Annotated in this window: 12 protein-coding genes; 6 read left to right on the top strand and 6 right to left on the bottom strand. The window is 47.7% G+C overall.

The features are described from left to right. Positions 1 to 33: 33 nt before the first annotated feature. Positions 34 to 648, top strand: coding sequence for a deoxynucleoside kinase (locus tag AC6H3C_RS02535; RefSeq protein ID WP_497519034.1), 615 nt, complete (start codon positions 34 to 36; stop codon positions 646 to 648). Here AC6H3C_RS02535 and AC6H3C_RS02530 read toward each other — a convergent pair. The 3 genes from AC6H3C_RS02530 to AC6H3C_RS02520 form a co-directional block, all read right to left on the bottom strand. After that, positions 645 to 1643 (bottom strand): adenosine kinase, encoded by a 999-nt coding sequence (locus AC6H3C_RS02530; protein WP_497519033.1) that lies wholly within the window; start codon positions 1641 to 1643, stop codon positions 645 to 647. The genes AC6H3C_RS02535 and AC6H3C_RS02530 overlap by 4 nt on opposite strands. A gap of 162 nt (positions 1644 to 1805) precedes the next feature. Next, positions 1806 to 3122 (bottom strand): TldD/PmbA family protein, encoded by a 1317-nt coding sequence (locus AC6H3C_RS02525; RefSeq protein ID WP_497519031.1) that lies wholly within the window; start codon positions 3120 to 3122, stop codon positions 1806 to 1808. Between the two features lie 29 nt (positions 3123 to 3151). Next, entirely contained in the window at positions 3152 to 4678 is a 1527-nt protein-coding gene (locus tag AC6H3C_RS02520; protein ID WP_497519030.1) for a TldD/PmbA family protein, read from the bottom strand. Positions 4679 to 5092: 414 nt separating this feature from the next. Between AC6H3C_RS02520 and AC6H3C_RS02515 the strand changes: the two genes are divergently transcribed. After that, positions 5093 to 6103, top strand: coding sequence for a glutamine synthetase beta-grasp domain-containing protein (locus AC6H3C_RS02515; protein WP_497519029.1), 1011 nt, complete (start codon positions 5093 to 5095; stop codon positions 6101 to 6103). A gap of 82 nt (positions 6104 to 6185) precedes the next feature. Beyond that, the gene (locus tag AC6H3C_RS02510; RefSeq protein WP_497519028.1) at positions 6186 to 7325 is read left to right on the top strand and encodes a pyridoxal phosphate-dependent aminotransferase; all 1140 of its coding nucleotides are present in this window, start codon (positions 6186 to 6188) and stop codon (positions 7323 to 7325) included. Between the two features lie 27 nt (positions 7326 to 7352). On the opposite strand, the gene AC6H3C_RS02505 is transcribed toward AC6H3C_RS02510, so the two are convergent. Genes AC6H3C_RS02505 through AC6H3C_RS02495 form a run of 3 tightly spaced genes read right to left on the bottom strand, consistent with a single transcriptional unit; the run spans position 7353 to position 10664 of the window. Beyond that, a complete protein-coding gene (locus AC6H3C_RS02505) occupies positions 7353 to 8210 on the bottom strand; it encodes an HAD-IIA family hydrolase (RefSeq protein ID WP_497519027.1) in 858 nt (285 codons plus the stop codon). A 1-nt stretch (position 8211) separates the two neighbouring features. Then, the gene (locus AC6H3C_RS02500) at positions 8212 to 9255 is read right to left on the bottom strand and encodes a hypothetical protein (RefSeq protein ID WP_497519026.1); all 1044 of its coding nucleotides are present in this window, start codon (positions 9253 to 9255) and stop codon (positions 8212 to 8214) included. Between the two features lie 53 nt (positions 9256 to 9308). Next, positions 9309 to 10664, bottom strand: a complete 1356-nt coding sequence (locus AC6H3C_RS02495; RefSeq protein WP_497519024.1) for a glutamine synthetase family protein — start codon at positions 10662 to 10664, stop codon at positions 9309 to 9311. A gap of 407 nt (positions 10665 to 11071) precedes the next feature. Here AC6H3C_RS02495 and AC6H3C_RS02490 point away from each other — a divergent pair, with 407 nt between their 5' ends. The 3 genes from AC6H3C_RS02490 (at position 11072) to AC6H3C_RS02480 (ending at position 16502) form a co-directional block, all read left to right on the top strand. After that, positions 11072 to 13261: a glutamine synthetase III family protein gene (locus AC6H3C_RS02490; RefSeq protein ID WP_497519023.1), complete on the top strand. Its 2190-nt coding sequence runs from the start codon at positions 11072 to 11074 to the stop codon at positions 13259 to 13261. Positions 13262 to 13731: 470 nt separating this feature from the next. Continuing rightward, positions 13732 to 15735, top strand: a complete 2004-nt coding sequence (porE, locus tag AC6H3C_RS02485) for a PorE family type IX secretion system protein (RefSeq protein ID WP_497519022.1) — start codon at positions 13732 to 13734, stop codon at positions 15733 to 15735. Positions 15736 to 15971: 236 nt separating this feature from the next. After that, the gene (locus tag AC6H3C_RS02480; protein ID WP_497519021.1) at positions 15972 to 16502 is read left to right on the top strand and encodes a hypothetical protein; all 531 of its coding nucleotides are present in this window, start codon (positions 15972 to 15974) and stop codon (positions 16500 to 16502) included. The last annotated feature ends 7 nt before the right edge of the window (positions 16503 to 16509 follow it).

The following is a 16509-nucleotide window of genomic DNA, read 5'->3' as shown; positions in this document are numbered from 1 at the left end:
TTTGTATCCATAAATTAAAACAAACAGACTGACATGCATATTGCCGTTGCAGGAAACATTGGCGCCGGAAAAACAACACTCACTGAACTTCTGGCGAAACACTATGGTTGGAGTCCTCATTATGAAGATGTTGATGAAAACCCCTATTTGAACGATTTTTATGAAGATATGCAGCGGTGGTCGTTCAACCTGCAGATTTACTTCCTGAACAGCCGCTTTAGTCAGGTGCTGGACATCCGGCATTCGGGCAAAACGGTGATCCAGGACCGGACGATTTATGAAGATGCTGAAATTTTCGCACCCAATCTTCATGCTATGGGCTTAATGTCGACGCGCGACTTTCAAAATTACACCGCCCTTTTTCAGCTGATGAGCAAGCTGGTAAAAGCCCCTGATTTGTTGATTTACCTGAGGGCAAGTGTGCCTACCCTGGTCAACCAGATCCAGCAACGCGGGAGGGAATACGAGAATTCCATCCGCCTCGATTACCTGAAACAGCTCAACGAGCGATACGAAGCCTGGATTAGCCGCTACAAAGAAGGAAAATTGCTGATCATCAATGTCGATAAAATCGACATCACCAACAACCCCGAAGACCTGAGCGGGGTGATTGATAAAATTGACGCTCAGATTCACGGTTTATTCTAACCGCGAATGGTCTGCATCTCTGCTAAAATCAGGGGCCAGTCTGTATCCGGAATTTTCGCCCCGTCCACCTGAATCACCCGGCTGGCCAGTAACGAGCCCAGTTGTCCGCATTGTTCCAGGGTAAAATCGTGGGCTAAACCATATAAAAACCCCGAGGCATAAACATCGCCGGCGCCAGTAGTATCCACACTGCTTACCCGGGGGGTTCCGACTTTTACAAACCGGTTGCCCGAACGGATCAGGGAGCCCTCTTTCCCGATTTTAACCACGGCAATTTCGCATTCAGCGGCAATTTCGGTTAAGGCTGCTTCGGGTTCAAGCCCGGTGTACGAGCGGGCTTCCTCTTCGTTGGCAAAAACAATATCCACATACTGGCGGATCAGTTTTCGCAGAAAATCATGATTGGCTTCCACCACGTTAAAACTGGCCAGATCGAGCGACACCCTTAAGCCCTGCCCTTTGGCCAGTTGCAGGATACGTTCAATTAAGCCGTGGTTAAACACCAGGTAGCCTTCCACATGCAGGTAGTCGTAATTTTTGAAAAGATCGGGCGACAGATCGGCAGCCGACAATTCGCTGGCAGCGCCCAGGTAGGTTCCAAAAGTACGCTCCGAATCGGGCGAAATCAGGGTGGCGGCTTTGCCGGTTGGAATGGCGCTGAAAAACAAATGCGGATGAATCTTCCAGTCCCGGAATTCAGCGCTGAAAAAACGGCCCATTTCATCATGACCAATCTTGCCGATAAAACCTGTTTCCCCTCCCAGCTGGGCAATTCCCCGGATGGTATTGGCTGCCGAGCCTCCGGTTTCAATACTCCGGATAAGTCCGGCGGTAGAATCGAGTATTTTTTGTGATAAGCTTGCATCTACCAGGGTCATACTGCCTTTTGGCAGTTCAAATACGTTCAACAAGTCGTCATTTTCCAGATGTACCAGGATATCGACCAGGGCACTACCCACGCCCACGATTGATTTTTGTGCTGATTCGGTTTTCATAGGGCACAAAAATAATGAAAAATGCCAAGGACCGGCTAAGGGAAGAAGGAATCTGACAACCGGACACCATCAGTTGCCGTCATCTGAAAAAGCGGCCTCTGAAATCCGGTATAAATGTATTCCCGTCTTCAGAGGCCGACTGCTTTGGTTAAGTATCGTTTTCTATATTCCGCTAAAATCAACCTGACTGAACAGCAGCGACGGCGTTTGCCAGCTTGAAAGCATAAACGGGTCGTTGCCGACTTCCGCCAGGCTCATCCAAAACCCTTTCATATTGCCGCTGATATTCATCTCCGAAACCGGTCTGACAATTTCACCATTTTCAACCAGGAAACCATCGATCCCGTAAGAAAAGTCTCCGGTAGAGCCATTCGTGTTTCCGCCGTTAAAACCGGTTACCAGGATACCTTTTTTTACCGACTGGATTAACGCTTGTAAACTTTTATCGCCGGTTTCGAAAATTAAATTGGTGGTTTCGCCCGATGTGGGTTCGGTTTCGAGTTTTTTGGCGTAGTAGGTATCGATAAAATAGGTACGGAGTACTCCCCGGTCGAATACCGCACGTTTTCTGGCCGCCAGCCCTTCGTTATCGAACAGCTGCGAACCGGGACCGCCGACGATAAACGGATCATCGGTCACGATCAGTTTTTCGGATGCTACCTGTTGTCCAATCTTGTCAATCAAAAATGAATTTTTTTGCTGAATACTGTATCCGTTCAGCGCATCAATCAGCGGGCTGAAAATCCGGCTCACCGCTTTGTTTTCCAGGATCATATCATATTTCCCCGAAGCGATTTTTGTTTGCCCGATTTTTTGGAGCGCGCGTTCCAGGGCATTCGTTCCGATTTCAGTTTTCTTTAAGCTGTCGAAAAGAATAGCCCGTTCCATCCAGCCTTCGCTGGGCCGGGCGTCGCCGCCGTTAACCGACACCGATGCCGAGAGCCGGAAATTGCTAAATTCAGCGTCTCCTTCAAAACCATTGCTGTTTACCATCAGCCGGCTGCTGGTCGAATCGGCATAACTGGCTGTCACCGAAATGATTCGTTCGTCTTTTTGATAAGCTTCGGCTTCTACCTGGAATGCCAGGTCAACTTTGGTTTTCGGGTCAACATCATCATACGACAGGTCTGCGGTCTGCAAATCTTTTCCTCCGCCAGTATAATACAGCGAAGGGTCGGGCAGGCTGCGGTACGGATCAGGTGCTAAGTATCGGGTCGCTTCAATGGCCTGTTCGATAAAGTGTGCCAGTTCTTTTTTATCGAGCCTGTTGGTCCGGTGCGACGAATACTTATTTTCAACGTAAAGACGAATGGTCAGACTGCTTTGGATGGCTTCCTTCAAGGTGTCGATTTTTTGTTCGCGCACATCAATGTTGCTGCTTTTACTTTCCGAGATGGAAATACCGGCTTCACTGGCGCCCTTGTCCAGTGCCTGTTGCATGGCCCATCTGGCCAAATTGTATTTTTCTTTTTTTGTCATTTTTGTTCAGTTTACGGGTAACACATCAATTAAGCGTTCGTGCCGCCAACGGTGAGTTTTTTCACCAGAACAGTTGGCAAACCACAGGTAACAGGTACCGTTTGTCCTGATTTTCCGCAGCTCCAGGTACCGTTATCAATCAGGTAGTCGCCTCCGCACAACGAGATGTCGGCCAGGGCCTGCGGCCCGTTCCCGATGATATTGATGTCCTTGATAGGGCGGGTTAGCCGTCCGTTCTCAATCAGGTAGCCTGATTTGACAAAGAACGTAAAGTCGCCGGCGCCAATTTTTACTTCTCCGTTGCTGAAGTTGTCGACATAAATACCGTTTTTCACACTCGAAATGATGTCTTCGCGCGAGTGAGGCCCGGGCTCCATGTAGGTTGCCCGCATACGCGGCAGCGGAACATGACGGAACGACTGGCGACGACCGTTTCCCGTAGAAGAGACGCCGTAAAAGTTGGCGCTGATCCGGTCGTGAATGTAACTGTTCAGCACACCGTCTTTTACCAGATAGGTTTTCTCGCTGGTGACCCCTTCGTCATCCATATTGATTGATCCGCGATTTCCGGGAAGGGTTCCGTCGTCAATGATGTTTACAAAGGTTTCTGCTACTTTTTTACCCATTTTGTCGGCAAAGATGGACGTCCCCTTGCGGTTAAAATCCGCTTCAAAGGTATGCCCGATCGCTTCATGCAGCAGGATCCCCGATCCGCCGGCTCCCATCACTACCGGCATTTCACCTGCTTTGGGTTTGGTGGCTTCGAACAAAAGGGCTGCTTTTTCGACGGCTTCGCCTGCAAGCAGTTTAACCGTATCTTCCGTTAAGAATTCAAATCCCATCCGGTACGAGCGGGAGGCATACGAATTCTCAATCTGTCCGTTTTGCTCCATGATGCAAAACGCGCCCAGGCTAACCAGGGGGCGGTAATCATAAGTGATGGTTCCTTCCGAATTATAGAAAAGCACATAGCTGGTTTCGTCGGTAAGCGACGCGTTCACCTTACTTACCCGTTGGTCGAGGTCAAAAATCAGATCATTCAACTTCTGAACAAAAGGAATCTTCTCCTGAACAGACACTTCTTCCCACGATTTTTCAATGGCATAATAGTCGGGCGGAATGGCCTCAGCCAGCTCTTTTGCCGGAACATTCACGGCCGAATCAGCAATGTTTGCAGCCGTTCTGGCGGCTTTCAGCATGGCTTCGGGCGTAATGCTTTCCGAGTAGGCAAAGCCCGTTTGATCTCCTTTTAAAACCCGGATGCCTACGCCATAATCAATATTGGAGTAAGCCCGGTTCACCTGACCATCTTCCAAACCCAGACTGTTTAGTACTTTGTGCTCGAAATAAAGATCGGCATAATCGCCGCCTTTGCTCAGCGCGGTAGTGATCACTTTTTGAAGGATTTGCGGGTTCACTTCAAAATGTTCGAGGTAGGCCTGAATCCCTGCTGATACCGGGGTTCCCTGACAGGATTGGATAAATGCAGGAAGAATCATGCTCCCGGCAACCGCTGTGCCGCTTGTTTTCAGGAAAATTCTTCGGTTAATGTTCATTTGTCTTCAAATTAGAAATTTCAGGTTGAATGAAGTATTTGTAAGATTTTGTCAAATAAAATTACGATAATCCGGCAAAAAAATACCTGTTCTTTTAAGAATAGTTCGACCTGAAATCCAAAAAAGTTTGTTTCGAACCAAGGCTCATCATTTTTGAGGGATGTTTGTTAAAAAAATGGTATTTATTTGTGAAGGATTATCATTCCGGTGTATTTCATTTTCGTTTTTTTATATTTTTGAACCCGTTACCCCCCATAAAAAACCATACGACTGCTTAGAAATTATCATGGTATGTAAATTTTTTATTAATTTTTTACAAATTGACACAACTTTATTTATAATTTTACCAATCAGTTCTATTTTTGACGTCATATTATCAGAAATATACATCATTAACTTATAAATTGTAACAAAATGAAATCAAAATTGGAGTACATCTGGCTGGATGGCTCAGAGCCAACGCAAGGCTTGAGAAGTAAAACAAAAGTGGTCAAAGATTTTAGCGGGAAACTGGAAGACTGTCCGATGTGGTCATTCGATGGTTCATCAACCAATCAGGCTAAAGGTGGTTCTTCAGACTGTTTATTAAAACCGGTAGCTATTTTTCCCGATCCGGGTCGCAAAAACGGCTATTTGGTGATGACTGAGGTTTTGAATGCCGATCATACTCCACACCCAACCAATGGGCGCGCCACAATTATAGATGAGGACGAAGATTTCTGGTTCGGTTTTGAACAGGAATACTTTATTTACGATCCGGAAACCAATATGCCGATCGGTTTCCCGAGAAACGGTTACCCGGCTCCCCAGGGACCATATTATTGCGGGGTTGGCGGAAATAAAGTTTTTGGACGCGACATCGTGGAAGAACATTTCGACCTGTGTCTCGAGGCCGGCTTAAACGTTGAAGGAATTAACGCGGAAGTTGCCGCCGGACAATGGGAATACCAGATCTTTGCCAAAGGCGCCCGCAATGCCGGCGACCAGATTTGGGTTGCCCGCTATTTGCTCGAAAGAACCGCCGAAAAATACGGCTTATATATTGAATTACATCCGAAACCACTGGGTATGCACGTTGACTGGAATGGTTCGGGTATGCACGCCAACTTCTCGAACTCGGTATTGAGAACATGTGGTTCCAAGGAAGTTTATGAGAAAATTTGTGAAGCTTTCCGTCCGGTAGTAAAAGAGCACATCGCTGTTTACGGCGCATACAACGACCAGCGCCTGACCGGTAAACACGAAACTGCTTCCATCAACGATTTCAGCTATGGCGTTTCCAACCGCGGCGCATCGATCCGTATTCCGGTGGCCACCGTTGAATCGAACTGGAAAGGCTGGTTGGAAGACCGTCGCCCGGCCTCAAACGCCGACCCATACAAAGTGGCTGCACGGATTATCACGACTGTTCACGGGATTAAATAAACCAATTCCGCTTACCATACAAAAAAGCTGTCTGAAAGGACGGCTTTTTTAGTTTTTTCTATTTTTGCGAAAAAACAGACTTATGCTCCCGAAAAAAATACAGATCAACCAACAATTGTTTGAAGAAACTTCGCATTCTCCGGCTCTTATCGATATCGTCGGGGAGGAAATGATTGAGCAGGTAAGCGATTTCTGTTTCATTGCCAACCCGTATTACCCGACCAAAAGCATGCTGAAAAAGCTGACCGCGAAGATCCCGTCCATCATTAAAAATTACCCGTCAAGCAACCCGCGCCTGGCCCAGGAAAACCTGGCCCGCGTTTTAAAGATTAACCCGGAACATTTAATTATCGGCAACGGAGCCACCGAATTGATTACCCTGATCGGACGGGAACTGGTGAGCCGCATCGCGATTCCGGTGCCAACCTTCAGCGAATACCTCGAAAAACTGAGTTCTGCTGATTGTGCCCGGCTTTACCAGTTGCCCCCTGCTGACAATTACCGGCTCAACCCGAACGATTTTGCCCAATGGATTGACGAGCAACAGATACCGGCCGCCCTGATTATCAATCCCGGGAATCCCACCGGACAGTTTATCCCGAAAGCGGATATGCTGAATTTCCTGAAACGGATGTCGCACCTGAAACTGATCCTGGTTGACGAGTCGTTTATCGACTTTTCGGGAGTGGAGGACCCCGGACTGATGTCACAGGTCAGCGACTTCCCCAACCTGCTGATTGTACGTAGTATGAGCAAACATTGCGGGGTGCCCGGCCTGAGGCTCGGGTACTGCTGCACGGCCAACGCCGAATTTGCCTGGCAATTGCGACGGATGCTGCCGGTTTGGAACATCAACACCATCGCCGAATCGTTTTTAACGATGCTGGCTGAAACCGACGATGACTACCAGAAATCAGTCAATAAAATTGTTCGCGATATGAAGCGTCTGTACCAGGAGTTAATCCGAATTCCCGGCCTGAAGGTTTACCCCACGGGAAGCAACTTCATCCTGCTGAAAGTGGAATTCGGAATGAGCGCGCGAAAGCTGCAATACCGCCTGCTTAGCGACTTTGGCGTTTATGTGCGCGATTGTTCCAACAAAGCGGGGCTGGACAATTTCCACATCCGGGTGGCTTCGCAGGGGCGTAGAAAAGACCGGCGCCTGACCGATGCCCTCAGCATCCTGTCGGCAGAAGCGTTGAACCACACGAACCTGTCTTGATTTCAGAAAGATCAACCGAAAGGCCCCTTAGTATTCTCCGTTGATCAGTACCGATTCGCAAACATAGTTCGGGATGATGCCCGAACTGGTAATCCGGACTTTGGCCATGTCGGGGAGCGTGTTTCCCGAGAGAACCAGGGCAGTATCCATCCCGAATTTGTTCCCGCCGATAATATCGGTAAACAGGGTATCGCCAACCATTAGAATTTCGTTACGCTGCAAGGGCTTTACCTGGCAGGCCCTTTCGTATCCAAACATAAACATCTGGGCGTCAGGCTTTCCAAAACGAATGAATTTCTTTCCCAGAATTTTTTCGACCATATCCGACAGTCCGCCAATGGCCACGGCAACATCATTTTTACTTACCGGGTAGTTAATGTCGGTGTTGGCAACAATCACAGGCATATTTTTTTTACGAAGCAGGTTAATCACTTTGTTGATATCGTGATTCCAGTCAAATCCCTCATCATCCAAAAACACCAGGCATTTGATGTGTTCAATATCGTCCAGATCAATCTTACTGATTGGCAATACATCAAAGCGCGGCATATCCACATAGTGCGCCGATTGCTCGGTGCCCAGGTAAGCCACCGTCCCTTCTTTCACTTTCAGGGCCAGCCAGTCGCGGGCCAGCATACCCGACGAGATGATTTTATCGGCAGTGATACTGCTGATCCCGTGCGCCTGGTAGGCTTCGGCCAGTTTTTCAGGTCCGCGCGATGCATCGTTGGTCAGTATGAAATAATTAATCCCGTTCTCATCGAGAAAGTTAAATGTTTTATCAATCCCGGGAATAATTCCTCTGTGGTTTTTCAATACCCCAAACGCGTCAAAAAACACGGTTTTGTATTTGGTGACGACCGACTTGAATTCTTTTATTCTCATATCAGAGTTTTAAGGCTTTTAATAATTTTTCGACCTGGTAATTTTTGTCAATGGTTGGAAGATAAACCTCATACGCTTCTTTCTGCAACTTGCTGGCATACGATTCCCGGAAAAAATACTGCCCGTCTTTGATCACATAGTTGAGGATGAAAAAGCGGTATGCTTCCTGGATTAAGCGTACTTCGGGTTCGGTTAGCGGGTAAATCCGGTGGTATTCTTTCAAAAAGGTGATGAAGCGTTCTTCCATCAGCGGATTGATCAGGTAACTGAACACGGTGCGGTCGCCGATATCCGAACAAACCCGGCTGAAAAAATAGAAATCCATCACCCGCGACGATTCTCTGAACCAATCGTAATCCCAGCGCGAATAAAGTTTCCCTTCCGAGGTAACCGAAAAATTTCCGATGTTCCAGTCGACAAATACCGGGATACTTTCCACTTCCGTCATGTAATTCACTTTGTCGGCATTGTTCAGGAAGATATCGCATTGCGACAAAATCAAATCGCGGTGTTCTTTTCCTGCGCACACCTTGCCGGCATGGATATTTTTTATCAGCTGGTGGATGTCGGTAACCACATTTTTTGATGCGAGAGGCAGCTGATTGCTCACATTGGAACAGGCCTTGTGAAAACGGGCCAACTCGCGCCCCATCTTTTTAATGTGTTTTTCCTCCAGCCGCCGGGGAAGCTTGTGTTTTACCTGGATCGGGTTGTAAAAGATCACCCAGGCACAATGTTTTTGCTGATAATAACGGTAAATGAATAATTCATTCCGCTTAACCAGCGACCGGGCGAGAAAGTTCTGGTAAGGTTCTTCCAGGTTATTGGCCAGGTTATTAATAATGATGTGATCTTCCCTGAAATCTTCAAACTTCCCGTAATCCGACAGTTTGGCAAAAACCGGCTGCCGGTCGGAAAAGGATACTTTATACACCTGGTTTGTCGAAACATGGGCACTCACGTCATAGATTCCCTTGATCTTATGCCGGTCGTCAAATTCTTCCCAGGCCTGTCTGATTATTTGAAAATAATCGAGCGTGTGCATATCTGTCAAAATTAGTCTGTGCCTGTTTAACCCAGGTCGGAATAATCAACTGTTTAAATGATTTCAAAATATCTTTTCAGTTCCCAGTCGGTCACTGCTTTTGCAAATTCGCGCCACTCCCATTCGCGTGTTTTGGTGAAATGACCGGTAAAGGCTTCGCCAAAAAGCTCATTGGCAATCGGGGATTGGCCCATTCGCCGGGCAGCATCCAGCAGGTTGGCCGGAAGTTTGACGAAATCTTTTCTTTCGTAAGCGTTTCCGGTTACTTCGGGAATCGCCAGTTTCAGGTTGTTTTTAATCCCATACAAACCCGACGCCAGCGATGCGGCCATGGCCAGGTACGGATTGCTGTCGGAACCGGCCACGCGCATTTCGAGCCGGGTCGATTTTTCGTCGCCGTTGATCACCCTGATTGCCGTGGTACGGTTGTCGTATCCCCAGCTCACGGTAGTCGGCGCCCAGGCCCCGTCGCGCAGCCGTTTATAACTATTGATGGTTGGCGCATACATTGGAAGAATGTCAGGAAGACAAAGCAATTGTCCGGCCAGGTAACTCTGCATCAATTCACTCATGGGCGCTTTGGGATTACCCGAGTAAAAGAGGTTCCGGGAACCGTCGGTATCCCAAAGGCTTTGGTGGACATGCCCGCTGCAACCCGGAAGTTTTTCATTCCATTTGGCCATAAAACTGGCCACGATACCGTGCCGCGAGGCAATTTCTTTCACGGCTGTTTTAAACAGGGTGGCTTTGTCGGCGGCGGCCAGGGTTTCGTCGTAACAAATAGCCGCTTCATAAACACCCGGCCCGGTTTCGGTGTGTAAGGTTTCCAGCGGAATGTTAAAGCCGGCCAGCAAATCAAACAACTCATTAAAATAGGCCTGGTACAAGGTTGGGCGAAGCTGCGAATAACCAAACATGCCCGGTGAAATCGGCGTCAGATCCTGATACGCTTTAGCCGCCAGTTCGTTGGGTGTGCCAATAAAGTTGAACCATTCGAATTCCTGTGAAAACATCCCCCTGTACCCCAGTTCATGAGCCTGCCGAATGATTTTTTTGATCAAACTGCGGGGACAAACCGCCACATGATCCTCTCCGTTATCAAAGTCACCCAAAAAATACGGGATGTTGTTGTCCCAGGGAATCGTGCGGTATGTATCCAGGTCAATCCGGGCTTTTTTATCCGGATAACCGGTATGCCAACCGGTGAATTCAACCTGATCATAACATACATCGTTGGCATCCCAGCCGAAAACAACATCGCAGAAACCAATCGTGGCATCAGCAATTTCTTTGAATTTATCAATATGCAACGTTTTTGCCCGGAGAATCCCGTCAATGTCACAAACGGCAAACTTTATCTTCTGATGCCCCGACTGTTCAATCTTTTTAATGATATCGATCTTTCCCATTGCAAAAATTGCTTTACTTCTTCATCATACTACGTAAACATCAAATTAAGGATATTTGCCGGTTTTTACCAAAACTAATGTAAAAATACGACAATCCGGCTGCCTCTGGTTAAATGATAGATTCCATTCCTGAAAACAACATTATTAATAACCAGAGTCGGTTTTTCACGGATGACTTCTTCGATGAATCAAAAATTCCGATTTTTCAAAAATCAGAGAAAATATTCGAAATAAATATGGAATTTCAATAGAAATTGTAAAAAATTGGAGGTATTCATCGAAAAAAACACATAAAATCACACAAAAACCACAATAAATTAGAGGCTGGAATTAAAATGTCTTATTTTTGAAAGATCAAAAGTTCATGAAAAAAATCATCCTATTATAATCACTAAAATAAATTCAAAATGGCTGAATTTCGATTTAAAGCGCTTCAGGAAGTATTATCGCGTATGCCGGTTACCGTGAAACGCGAGGATAACCTGATTTCTGATTTTTACAGCATCAACGTGTTTGACCGCCCCAAGATGAAAAAATATTTGTCGAAGGAGGCGTATAAAGCAGTGACTGATGCGATCGACAGCAGCGCCCCGATTGACCGCAAAATGGCCGATCAGGTAGCGCAAGGCATGAAAGCCTGGGCTACCGAAAACGGCGCCACCCATTACACCCACTGGTTTCATCCGCTAACCGACGGAACAGCTGAAAAACACGATGCATTTATTGTTCATGGTGAAGGTGGCGGGGTGGTTGAAGCTTTCTCCGGGAAACTGTTGGCCCAACAGGAACCGGACGCTTCTTCGTTTCCCAGCGGGGGTATCCGCCAAACCTTTGAAGCGCGCGGTTATACCGCCTGGGACGCATCGTCGCCGGCTTTTATTGTTGACGGAACACTTTGTATCCCCACCGTATTTATTTCATATACCGGCGAGGCGCTCGACTATAAAACGCCTTTCTTGCGTGCAATCAATGCCATTGATAAAGCGGCCACGGAGGTGTGCCAGTATTTCGACAAAACCGTGACCAAGGTACAGACGAACCTGGGATGGGAACAGGAGTATTTCCTGATTGACGAAGCCTTGTACATGGCCCGTCCCGACCTGGTACTCACCGGCCGTACGCTAATGGGGCACTCTTCGTCAAAAGACCAGCAGTTGGATGACCACTATTTCAGTTCCATTCCAACCCGGGTATACCGGTACATGGAAGATTTGGAAAATGAAGCTTACAAATTAGGCATTCCGCTGAAAACCCGCCACAACGAGGTGGCTCCGAACCAATTTGAGGTGGCCCCCATCTATGAGGAAGCCAACCTGGCCAACGACCACAACCAGTTGCTGATGGACATCATGAAAAAGATCGCCCGCCGGCATAAGTTTCAGGTCCTCTTCCACGAAAAACCATTCGCAGGAATTAACGGCTCCGGAAAACACAACAACTGGTCGCTGACCACCGATACCGGCGTCAACCTGTATTCGCCGGGTAGAAACCCGAAATCGAACCTGCAATTCCTGACATTCGTGATCAACACCCTGAAAGCGGTTTATGACAATCAGGATCTGTTACGCGCCAGCATTCTCACCGCCAGCAATACCCACCGTCTCGGAGCCAATGAGGCGCCTCCTTCCATTCTTTCTGTTTTCCTGGGGTCGGAAGTGAGCAGCATGCTTAACCTGATGGAAGAAGCCGTGGTGGACCGCAAAATGACACCGGACGAAAAAACAGCGCTTAAACTGAACATCGGCCGGATCCCGGAGATCATCCTGGATAACACCGACCGGAACCGGACCTCGCCTTTTGCCTTCACCGGCAACCGTTTCGAATTCCGCGCCGTTGGTTCTTCGGCTAACTGTGCCGCCGCAATGATCGCGCTGAACACGGCTGTCGCTGCCCAGTTGGTCCGGTTTAAAAACGAAGTGGACGGCCTGGTTGAGAAAGGTGTGAAAAAAGATGAAGCCATTTTTCAGGTACTGAAAAAGCTGATTATCAATTCAAAACCCATCCGTTTCGACGGAAATGGCTACAGCGAAGAATGGGTGCAGGAAGCAGCTAAACGCGGTTTAACCAACATCAAAAGTGTGCCGGAAGCGCTTACCGCTTACACCCGTAAAGAATTTGTGAAGCTATTCGCCGAGCAGGATGTACTTACCGAAAAAGAACTGAAAAGCCGGGCGGAGGTTGAATACGAGAAATTTACGATGAAAATCCAGATCGAAGCCCGTGTGCTTGGCGACCTGGCTATTAACCACATCGTGCCCACAGCCGTTCAGTATCAAACAACGCTGCTGACCAATGTGCGAAACATGAAAGAGGTATTCCCCCCCGAAGAATTTGAGAACCTGGCAGCCGGCCGCCTGGAACTGATCCGTGAAATCGGCGGACATATCTCTTCCATTAAAGCCAAAGTAAAAGCAATGGTGGAAGCCCGGAAAGTTGCCAACGTGATAGACGATTCCGTAGAAAAAGCCAGGGCATACGAAAAAACCATTATGCCTTACCTGAACGACATCCGCTACCATATTGATAAACTGGAGCTGGTCGTCGATAACGAGTTGTGGCCGCTTCCGAAATACCGCGAATTGCTGTTCGTAAGGTAATTGCAGCATCATCCGTTTCATCAGAGGTTGTATTAAAGCAGGAAAGGCCGTCAATTCAGACGAAAATGAATCCGACCGGACCTTTTTGATGCAACCTCTGCTTTTATCTGCCACCCGGTTATTCTGTTTTTCCCCGGTAACCGGCGAAAACTTCCCCTCGAAAGACGGTCTGAACCCGGAAATCAAGGAAATCGCTTTTAAAAAATATGCTGGATCTGACGTCGCATGGCTCATTAGCCGACGGATCAAAGTCATGGTACTGATCTCCTGAAACCTTATTTTTGTGATCCACCTTAGTAGTCCCTGTCCGACCTCACTGCGTCCAACCTCATTTACCTTATTTTATATATCCTGTTCATGTATAGCTCATTTATAAAATGTAGGAACCTGTCTATACTTTATCTGAGATCTGTCCGTTTTTTCAAAACAAACAAAATTGCGTACATTTAATGCGCTAATCAGCTGTATTCATGAAGCCACCAATTATTGCCGTAACCTGTATATTCTCTGTTTTGCTGATTATGGGAGCCTGCTCATCCCGGAAAATATACCATGCCGGCGCATCGTCCTACGAGATGGGAGAATATTACCGGGCAGCGGAACGGTTTCGCAAAGCTTACCGAAAAGAAAAAGACCCCAACCGGCGGCTTGAAATGGCTTTTCAGTCGGCAGAAGCTTACCGTAAAATAGCCGACTATTCCAGGGCTGTTGTCTGGTATAAAAATGCGATTCGCCGCGGGTATCCGAACGACAAAATATTACTTCATTATGCCGACTGTTTGCGGGCATCGCGGAATTTTGAAGACGCAGCCGAAGCCTACCGCCAATACCTGGAATCGGACCCCGGGAATGCTCAGGCGCTGAACGGGCTGGAAGCCTGCCAACTGATCCCTGAATGGGAAGCCAACCCGACCCGATATGTGGTAAGCCCGGTCCGAGAGTTAAACTCGAGGTACAGCGACTATGCGCCTGTTTTAGTGGGAGGAAAGGGCAACGAAATTTTGCTGACTTCCATGCGCGAAGGAGTGACCGGGAAAAGGCAAAGCTCGATTACCGGCGAACAGTTTGCTGATTTATTCCGCTCCGAATTCCAGCTCCAAAAACAAAAATGGAGCGAACCCAAGCTGATTGATGAGTCGGGAATCATCAACACGCAGGAAGAAGAAGGAGCAGCGACCCTCTCGTCGGCCGGCGATCTTATGATATTTACCCGTTGCCGGTACGAAAAAAACAATCACATGGGGGCCGAATTATATTCCACCAGAATGTCGCGGGGCGATTGGTCCGATCCGGTTTTAATTCCACTGGCAGGCGACAGCCTGATCGCCGCCCATCCGGCCTTGTCGCCCGACGGAAGCATTTTGTATTTTGTTTCCGACCGGCCGGGAGGTTTTGGAGGAAAAGACATCTGGATGGCCCACAAAGAAGGCGGAAACTTTTCGAAACCGGTCAACCTGGGGCGCACCATCAACAGCCCCGGAAACGAAGTTTTTCCGACCGTCGATAAAAACGGGAACCTTTACTTTTCGTCCGATTACCACACGGGGATGGGTGGCCTGGATATTTTTAAGGCTCAAAAAGATGAAAACGGAGAATGGCAAATCGAAAATATGAAAGCGCCTGTAAACTCGTCGGGCGATGATTTTGGAATGGCTTTCGAAAATTCGGATGAGATTCGCGGCCTGTTTGCATCGAACCGGAAAGGCTCGCGAAGCGATGATATTTATTCCTTTTACCTGCCGCCAACCGTATTTCGTATGGCAGGCGAGATTTACGACAAAGAAACCGGTCAACGGATGGACGGAGTCCGGCTACGCGTAATCGGAACCGATGGCACCAACCTGAGGATGCGGGCCGACAACGGGAAATTTCAACTGAAACTGAACCCGGAAACCGAATATGTATTTGCGGCCTTTAAAGAGGGTTACCTGAATGATAAAACCCGGGCAACCACTGTTGGGCTCGAGGACAGCAAAGATTTCCGGGTAGATTTGTACCTGACCCCAACCGATGCTCCCATTCGGGTCGACAACATCAACTACGCGTTCGGATCGTGGGAATTATTGCCCGAGTCGCTGCATGCGCTGGACACCCTGGTTCAACTGCTGGAATTGAACCCAACCATTATTATTGAACTGATGGCACATACCGATCATGTAGGTTCCGAACAATTTAATTTTGATTTATCGCAAAAGCGCGCGCAGTCGGTTGTCAATTACCTGATTGAACAGGGAATTCATCCGGATCGTCTGGTTGCCAAAGGCTACGGCGAAACCTGGCCCAAAACCGTCACCCGGGAACTGGCCCGCCAGTATGATTTTTTGAAACGGAATGATGAACTGACCGAGACGTTTATTAACGGCTTGCCACCCGAACAACAGGAAATCGCCAAAGGGATTAACCGGCGTACCGAATTCAGGGTGCTTTCGACCGATTTCCGGGAAACATTTACCCCCGAGCCGGAAAATGAATGACAATCGCGATACCGTTTTAAAAATTTGTATCCTGCCCGATCAACCTGCCCATGATCCGTAGTGTGATTTCTGACTTGAGATTTTCTGTGATGTCATGGCTACCAGGGTTTTCAGAAGAAAAATATAGTTTTTGAAACTTCTTTAAACGATTGGCTGCACGATCTTTTTTAACCGAAGCCCCGGTAACCTTAACAGAACAAGTAAAAATGACACCTATTATTAAATGACGCCGAACGATGAAACGCCCGAAAAACTTAATCATCCTGTTTGTCATTGCCGCTCTGGTTGCCTGCACAAACCAGAACCGGCCGGCTAAGGACACGAAGATTCAGAAGACAGATTCAGCAGCCCTTGAATCACGGACCCGGAGCAGTTCAATAGAAAACAACCCGATCTGGACGTACGATTGTATGGCCGACAGCATCATTCAGTTGAACGAAGTTGGCGCTGACCGGTTAAATCCTCAAACATTAATCGCAGTTCTTAATTCAAGTTATGCAGACCAGGTATTTCTTGAGTTTGTAAAGATCTCGAACGACACCATCTATGTGAAAATCGATAACAGTGACGTGTTGACACAACAAATGGGAACGACCGGCGCGTTGGAATACCTGATTTCGGCTACCTTTACCCTGACCGAACTAAAAAGCATCCGGTACGTCGATTTCGATTTTGAATATGGCGACCACGCTGAGCCGGGTACCTACCAACGGCAATTGTTTTGGGACTGGATAGCTGCAAACAAAGAATTAAATTTGAAAAATTGATAAGCAC

The sequence above is a fragment of the Gaoshiqia sp. US2 genome, from assembly GCF_059705485.1.
This window is presented reverse-complemented; position numbering and strand designations above follow the sequence as displayed.

Bases quoted from the DNA above. Each gene is read 5' to 3' on its own strand.
- AC6H3C_RS02535 (WP_497519034.1), top strand. From the start codon at position 34: ATGCATATTGCCGTTGCAGGAAACATTGGCGCCGGAAAAACAACACTC.
- AC6H3C_RS02530 (WP_497519033.1), bottom strand. From the start codon at position 1,643: ATGAAAACCGAATCAGCACAAAAATCAATCGTGGGCGTGGGTAGTGCC.
- AC6H3C_RS02525 (WP_497519031.1), bottom strand. From the start codon at position 3,122: ATGACAAAAAAAGAAAAATACAATTTGGCCAGATGGGCCATGCAACAG.
- AC6H3C_RS02520 (WP_497519030.1), bottom strand. From the start codon at position 4,678: ATGAACATTAACCGAAGAATTTTCCTGAAAACAAGCGGCACAGCGGTT.
- AC6H3C_RS02515 (WP_497519029.1), top strand. From the start codon at position 5,093: ATGAAATCAAAATTGGAGTACATCTGGCTGGATGGCTCAGAGCCAACG.
- AC6H3C_RS02510 (WP_497519028.1), top strand. From the start codon at position 6,186: ATGCTCCCGAAAAAAATACAGATCAACCAACAATTGTTTGAAGAAACT.
- AC6H3C_RS02505 (WP_497519027.1), bottom strand. From the start codon at position 8,210: ATGAGAATAAAAGAATTCAAGTCGGTCGTCACCAAATACAAAACCGTG.
- AC6H3C_RS02500 (WP_497519026.1), bottom strand. From the start codon at position 9,255: ATGCACACGCTCGATTATTTTCAAATAATCAGACAGGCCTGGGAAGAA.
- AC6H3C_RS02495 (WP_497519024.1), bottom strand. From the start codon at position 10,664: ATGGGAAAGATCGATATCATTAAAAAGATTGAACAGTCGGGGCATCAG.
- AC6H3C_RS02490 (WP_497519023.1), top strand. From the start codon at position 11,072: ATGGCTGAATTTCGATTTAAAGCGCTTCAGGAAGTATTATCGCGTATG.
- porE (WP_497519022.1), top strand. From the start codon at position 13,732: ATGAAGCCACCAATTATTGCCGTAACCTGTATATTCTCTGTTTTGCTG.
- AC6H3C_RS02480 (WP_497519021.1), top strand. From the start codon at position 15,972: ATGAAACGCCCGAAAAACTTAATCATCCTGTTTGTCATTGCCGCTCTG.